Below are 5,834 nucleotides of genomic sequence, written 5' to 3'. Positions count from 1 at the left end.
CCTTATGAGGCTTGCAACATGACAGATGTAAAAAAACGTTTCCAACAAATTCATCACGAAATATCGACATCGGCATCTTCCGCACAACGTGATCCGAAAAGCATACAATTATTGGCCGTCAGCAAAACATGGCCTGCAGAGGCATTGCGTGAAGTGGCGTTACTCGGTCAGCGCCAGTTTGGTGAAAACTATTTGCAGGAAGCCTTGGATAAGATTGATGCTTTGGCTGATCTTGATCTGGAATGGCATTTCATTGGTCCTATCCAATCGAATAAAACCCGTGATATCGCCGGGCATTTTGATTGGGTTCAGAGCGTTGATAGAGAAAAAATTGCCCGCCGTTTAGATGAGCACAGACCGGATTCACTTGCGCCTCTCAATGTCTGCATACAAATCAATATTGATGAAGAAGACACCAAGTCAGGCACCAGTCCGGAAAAGCTACAGACATTAGCTGACTATATCGCCACTCTCGATAAGCTTTGCCTAAGAGGATTGATGGTTATTCCCTCTCCCAAACAATCCACCGACGAAGAAAAAGACAGCTTCTCACGTGCTTATGAATTGTTTCAGCAATTACGTCAGACATACCCGCAGGTTGATACTCTATCTATGGGAATGAGTGCAGATATGTCTACAGCCATCGCTTGTGGCAGTACAATGGTACGCATCGGGACAGCATTATTTGGACAACGTGATAAACGTTAAGCATTTAATGCATCAAATTCCAACTAATACAGATACAAAGGTGAACAAATGAAGCAATGCACAATCGCATTTATTGGTGGCGGCAATATGGCGCGCAGCCTGATAGGCGGGCTGATTAGTAATGACTTTGCCGCTGATAACATTCATGTTTCTGATGCAAACACTGAAACACTGGATAATTTAACATCACGCTACAGTGTCAAAACATTCACTGACAATCTGGCTGCGATTGCTGATGCTGATGTAGTGATTCTGGCGGTAAAACCGCAGCAGTTGCAATCCGTCATTCGCCAAATATCACCAGCTTGGCAACAAGATAAATTACTCATTTCTATTGCGGCAGGTATTCGATTGGATGACATCACTCGCTGGTTAGACTTTGAACAAGCTGCGATTGTCAGAGCCATGCCAAATACACCCTCTTTGGTTCAGGCGGGCGCTACCGCTCTATGTGCCAATGATTACGTGACATCTGCTCAACATGAATTAGCGGAATCCATGTTAAGAGCGGTTGGCCTTGCTTTGTGGATTAGCGATGAAAAACAGATGGATGCCGTAACAGCTCTATCTGGCAGTGGCCCTGCTTATTTTTTCCTGGTGCTGGAAGCGCTGCAAACAGCAGGTATGGAATTAGGTCTACCTGAAGAAACGGCACGTTTACTCGCGCTGGAAACCAGCTTTGGTGCAGCCAAAATGGCATTGGAAAGTGATGAGTCAGCCTGCGTACTTCGCCAACGTGTGACATCGCCCGGCGGCACAACAGAGCGAGCGCTCGATGTGTTTGAAAAAGGCGATCTACGCGGATTATTTAGCAAAGCACTCACGGCAGCAGCTCAACGCGCTGATGAACTCGCTGAACAATTAGGACAAGACTATGACTAGTGGTTATATAAGCAACCCTCTGATTTTCCTGATTGATACACTCATCTATCTATACATGGTGGTGGTTGCTCTGCGTTTGATAATGCAATGGGCACATTGGGAATATCACAACCCGATGGTGCAGTTTATTATCAAACTCACTCAGGTACCGGTGAAGTTTCTTCGCCGCTTTATCCCTGCTGCAGGTCGCTGGGATACAGCCACGCTGGTATTACTCATCAGTGTGACACTTATAAAAATGATCGCTGTGGGTATACTCGCTGGCATAATGCCTCAAGGTCTTTTATGGCTCACCATTCTCCTGGCAGAATTATTTCAACTATTCATCAATATTTTTACTGTCAGTATCATCATCGAAGTGATTTTAAGCTGGGTAACCCCGGCAGGCACCTACAACCCTGTCGCGCCATTAGTCAGTAAGATGAATGCTCCATTACTTAGACCTGTCAGAAGGACCATCCCTCCTATTGCAGGAGTAGACTTATCTCCGCTGTTTGTATTACTGGGGTTACAAGTTTTATCAATGTTAGTCATGCCATTATTAGCAGGTCGCTATATATGATCCAGATTGCGCTACAACGGCAGTCTGATTAGACTTAACGCTTTTTACGGGAATCAACCATATATGCCGGAATCTATACCAGCTGACTCTGTTGGTCTGGTGAAACCATCGACAATTCATATCGATATACCACTTCAATTGGACTGTGGTAAGACGTTGTCAAGTTATGACTTAGTCTATGAAACCTATGGCTCATTAAATGAAGATGGCAGCAATGCTGTACTGATTTGTCACGCTCTTTCGGGTGATCATCATGCCGCCGGTTACCATACGATGGAAGACCGCAAACCCGGTTGGTGGGATACGGCTATTGGTCCGGGTAAGGCGATCGATACCAACCATTTTTATGTTGTGTGTCTGAATAATTTGGGTGGCTGTAAAGGTTCCACAGGCCCCAACACCATCAACCCGGAAACAGGTGAACTCTTCGGCCCTGACTTTCCTATTCTGACCGTGCCTGATTGGGTTCGTAGTCAAGCAATGCTGGCTGATCGTCTAGACATTGAGCAATGGGCAGCCGTCATTGGTGGCAGCTTAGGTGGCATGCAGGCTTTGCAGTGGTCAATCAGCCTGCCAGAACGTGTTCGCCATGCTATCGTCATCGCGGCTGCACCTAAACTTTCAGCACAAAATATTGCGTTTAATGAAGTGGCTAGAACGGCAATAAAATCTGATCCTGATTTCCATGATGGTTATTACATAAAACATAACACCCTGCCACGCCATGGCTTGGGATTAGCTCGTATGTTAGGACATATTACCTATCTGTCAGATGAGGCCATGGGTGAAAAGTTTGGTCGCGAATTACGTAATGGTGCCATTCAATATGGCTACGACGTCGAGTTTCAAATTGAAAGTTACCTACGTTATCAAAGTACCAGTTTCGTTGAACGCTTTGATGCCAACACCTATTTATTAATGACCAAAGCACTGGATTATTTTGACCCGGCACAGGACTTTAACGATGATCTTGTCGCGACTGTCGATAAGATTCAGGCGAAATCGCTCATTATCTCGTTCACAAGTGATTGGCGCTTTTCACCAGAGCGCTCAAAAGAAATTGTTAATGCGATGCTGGCTGCCGGTAAATCCGTCTGTTATGCCGAAATCGAGGCTCACCAGGGTCATGATGCGTTTTTGATGCCAATACCTCGTTACTTAGAAATCTTTGGTACCTATATGCAGCAAATTGCTGCTGAGGGGGCGAAGTGATGGCCTTACGTGTTGACCAGCAAATTATCAGTGACTGGATTCCTAATGGTGCCAAAGTTCTGGACTTAGGGTGTGGTAATGGCAGCCTGCTCAAGCATTTGCAACAACGAGATATCACTGGCTACGGTCTGGAAATCGATAACAGTAAGTTTGCAGAATGTATTCAGGCCGGCATCAACGTTATCCAGGCAGACTTGGATCAAGGTTTAGCGCAATTTGCCGATCAGAGTTTTGACTTTGTTATCTTGTCGCAAACCTTACAAGCGATTCAACGCCCAGACTTCTTACTGCAGGAAATCGTCCGTGTTGGCAAGAATGGCATTATTGGTTTCCCAAACTTTGGACACTGGCAATGTCGAATGCAATTAGCGCTGGGTGGCAAAATGCCGGTCTCAAAGACACTGCCGAATGCCTGGTTTGAAACACCGAATATCCATTTATGTACGATTAAAGATTTTGAAAATCTTTGTGATGACTATCACCTTAACGTGCTTAACAGAAGCATTGTTAATCACAACAATAAAGACAGTCTAGGAATACGTTGTCTGCCTAACTTATTTGGTCAGGTCGCGATTTACCGAGTTCAAAAACAACATGATTAAACAGTATCAAAAAGAATTTATCGAGTTTGCCTTAGCCACAGGTGTTTTACGATTTGGCTCATTTACGCTCAAATCAGGCCGTCAAAGTCCCTATTTTTTCAATAGCGGCTTATTTAACAGTGGTGCCAGCCTGGCTAAACTCGGCCGATTCTACGCTCAAACTATTGCTGATTCTGAACTGAAATTTGATGTGTTATTCGGCCCCGCCTATAAAGGCATACCTCTCGCCTCTACCACCGTTGTTGCGCTGGCCGATCAGCATAATCAAGATATGCCATATGTGTTTAACCGAAAAGAAATCAAAGATCACGGTGAAGGTGGTCAATTGGTTGGCGCAGAACTCAAAGGCAAAGTACTTATCATCGATGATGTCATTTCTGCCGGAACCTCCGTAAGAGAGTCTGTTGAGATCATCCGTGCCGCAGGTGCAGAACCCGCCGGCGTGATTATCGCTTTAGATAGACAGGAACGCGGTCAGGGTGAATTATCAGCCATACAAGAAGTTCAAGCCGAACATAATATTCCTGTATTGAATATCATTTCTCTCAACGATCTTCTGGGTTATTTGAAAGACAATCCTGATTTTGGTGAGTTTTTGCCAGCCGTGGCGGCTTATCGAGAACAATTTGGTGTGGCTTAAACATTAGCCGTAGATTAATTTCACAGATATACACAAAGTCACGATTTCAAATGCACGTTTAATCCAACGATTACCATGTTTTATTGCCAGATGAGATCCCAGATAACCGCCCAGTAATGAGCCAAGTAGCAATGCTGGCAACCAATCCCAACGAATATCACCTAGCAGCCCCAGAGTGATAGCACCTGCACCATTCCAAAACAACCCGACCATTATCAGCGTGTAAGCGACTGCACGCTGATAATCCATACCAAACCAACCTACCAGCCATAATGTCACAAAAAGCCCGGTACCTGAGGTCAGAGAGCCATTTAAGAAGCCTATCAGAAATAAAACCAATCCCCCCATGATGCAGCCGCTCCAATCTCTGTGTACAGGCACGTAATGTTGACCTAACTGTGGTTTGAGAATGGAGTAAATCCCCAATCCACCGGTTAACATGCCCAATGCTATTTCTGCCCAACGATCAGGGACCAGCAAAATAATATTTCCACCCAGTACGACTCCCGGCAGTCCTGTTAGTAACATTAATAAAACAAATTGGCGTTCTAATCGGCTTGTTTTCAAATAGCGCAAAACAGCGCCAATTCCTAGAGCCACACTCGCGACTTTATGAGTCGCTAATGCAATAGAAAAACTTAATCCGAGAAAGATTAATACGGGAAATTGGATAAGCCCGGCACCACCACCTGAGAAGGCAGAAAAAGTATTGGCTACCAATGAAACCAAAAACAAGATAAATTGATCGAGAAAACTCAAAGATGACTCCAATCACACAGACATTATCATGATACGTAAATTATTCCTGTTCTTATTCTTCTGCTTATTCAGCCTTTCCGTCTCAGCAGGTCAGCTATACCGCTTCCCTGACGAGAATGGTGTGATGACATTAAGTACCTCGCTGCCATCTGCTGCAGCACAGAAAGGCTACGACATCATTGATGCTGAAACCATGCGTCTTATTGAGCGTGTACCAGCGGCCCTAACAGAGCAAGAATTGCTCGAGCAGGCTGCACAGCAAAAAGTCGAAGAAGAAGCGCGTCTGCAAGCCGAAGCACAAGCCAAACAGGCAGAGGAAGCCCGTCAGGCACAACAGGCTTATGATAAAACATTACTGATTACGTATCGCTCGGAAGCTGATCTTATTCGCGCACGTGATAGTGATATAGCTTATCGACAAGAACAGATTGAGATGCATCAACAAAAGCTACCTGATCTCAAACAATAT

General features: G+C 44.9%; 8 protein-coding genes. 7 read left to right on the top strand and 1 reads right to left on the bottom strand.

Annotation, left to right across the window (positions count from 1 at the left end; translation table 11 throughout):
* The 6 genes from B4K20_RS07255 to pyrE all read left to right on the top strand — a co-directional run.
* On the top strand, positions 1 to 708 hold a 708-nt coding region (locus B4K20_RS07255), incomplete at its 5' end, for a YggS family pyridoxal phosphate-dependent enzyme (RefSeq protein WP_289282415.1).
* Between the two features lie 48 nt (positions 709 to 756).
* Positions 757 to 1,590 carry a pyrroline-5-carboxylate reductase gene (proC, locus tag B4K20_RS07250; protein WP_289282414.1) on the top strand — a complete coding sequence of 278 codons (834 nt, stop codon included), beginning with the start codon at positions 757 to 759 and terminating at the stop codon, positions 1,588 to 1,590.
* On the top strand, positions 1,583 to 2,152 hold the full coding sequence (locus B4K20_RS07245) for a YggT family protein (protein ID WP_289282413.1): 570 nt from the start codon (positions 1,583 to 1,585) through the stop codon (positions 2,150 to 2,152). The genes proC and B4K20_RS07245 overlap by 8 nt, the downstream gene beginning before the upstream one ends.
* 63 nt (positions 2,153 to 2,215) lie before the next feature.
* Positions 2,216 to 3,364 (top strand): homoserine O-succinyltransferase MetX, encoded by a 1,149-nt coding sequence (metX, locus tag B4K20_RS07240; protein WP_289282412.1) that lies wholly within the window; start codon positions 2,216 to 2,218, stop codon positions 3,362 to 3,364.
* Complete coding sequence (metW, locus tag B4K20_RS07235; RefSeq protein WP_286303636.1) at positions 3,364 to 3,966, top strand: methionine biosynthesis protein MetW; 603 nt, start codon at positions 3,364 to 3,366, stop codon at positions 3,964 to 3,966. The genes metX and metW overlap by 1 nt, the downstream gene beginning before the upstream one ends.
* Positions 3,962 to 4,606, top strand: a complete 645-nt coding sequence (pyrE, locus tag B4K20_RS07230) for an orotate phosphoribosyltransferase (protein WP_289244543.1) — start codon at positions 3,962 to 3,964, stop codon at positions 4,604 to 4,606. Before metW ends, pyrE begins: the two co-directional genes overlap by 5 nt.
* A gap of 3 nt (positions 4,607 to 4,609) precedes the next feature.
* On the opposite strand, the gene B4K20_RS07225 is transcribed toward pyrE, so the two are convergent.
* Positions 4,610 to 5,365 carry a sulfite exporter TauE/SafE family protein gene (locus B4K20_RS07225; protein ID WP_289244501.1) on the bottom strand — a complete coding sequence of 252 codons (756 nt, stop codon included), beginning with the start codon at positions 5,363 to 5,365 and terminating at the stop codon, positions 4,610 to 4,612.
* 28 nt (positions 5,366 to 5,393) lie between these two features.
* Here B4K20_RS07225 and B4K20_RS07220 point away from each other — a divergent pair.
* Positions 5,394 to 5,834: DUF4124 domain-containing protein (locus B4K20_RS07220; protein WP_289282411.1), on the top strand; the 441-nt coding region annotated here is incomplete at its 3' end.

The sequence above is a fragment of the Methylophaga sp. UBA5088 genome (assembly GCF_002414625.1).
GTDB lineage: Bacteria > Pseudomonadota > Gammaproteobacteria > Nitrosococcales > Methylophagaceae > Methylophaga > Methylophaga marina.
Note: the sequence above shows the minus strand (reverse complement) of the source record. Positions and strands in the feature narration are given on the sequence as shown.

Excerpts from the sequence above, each read along its gene's own strand:
- B4K20_RS07245 (WP_289282413.1), top strand. The coding sequence starts at position 1,583 with ATGACTAGTGGTTATATAAGCAACCCTCTGATTTTCCTGATTGATACA.
- metW (WP_286303636.1), top strand. The coding sequence starts at position 3,364 with ATGGCCTTACGTGTTGACCAGCAAATTATCAGTGACTGGATTCCTAAT.
- metX (WP_289282412.1), top strand. The coding sequence starts at position 2,216 with ATGCCGGAATCTATACCAGCTGACTCTGTTGGTCTGGTGAAACCATCG.
- proC (WP_289282414.1), top strand. The coding sequence starts at position 757 with ATGAAGCAATGCACAATCGCATTTATTGGTGGCGGCAATATGGCGCGC.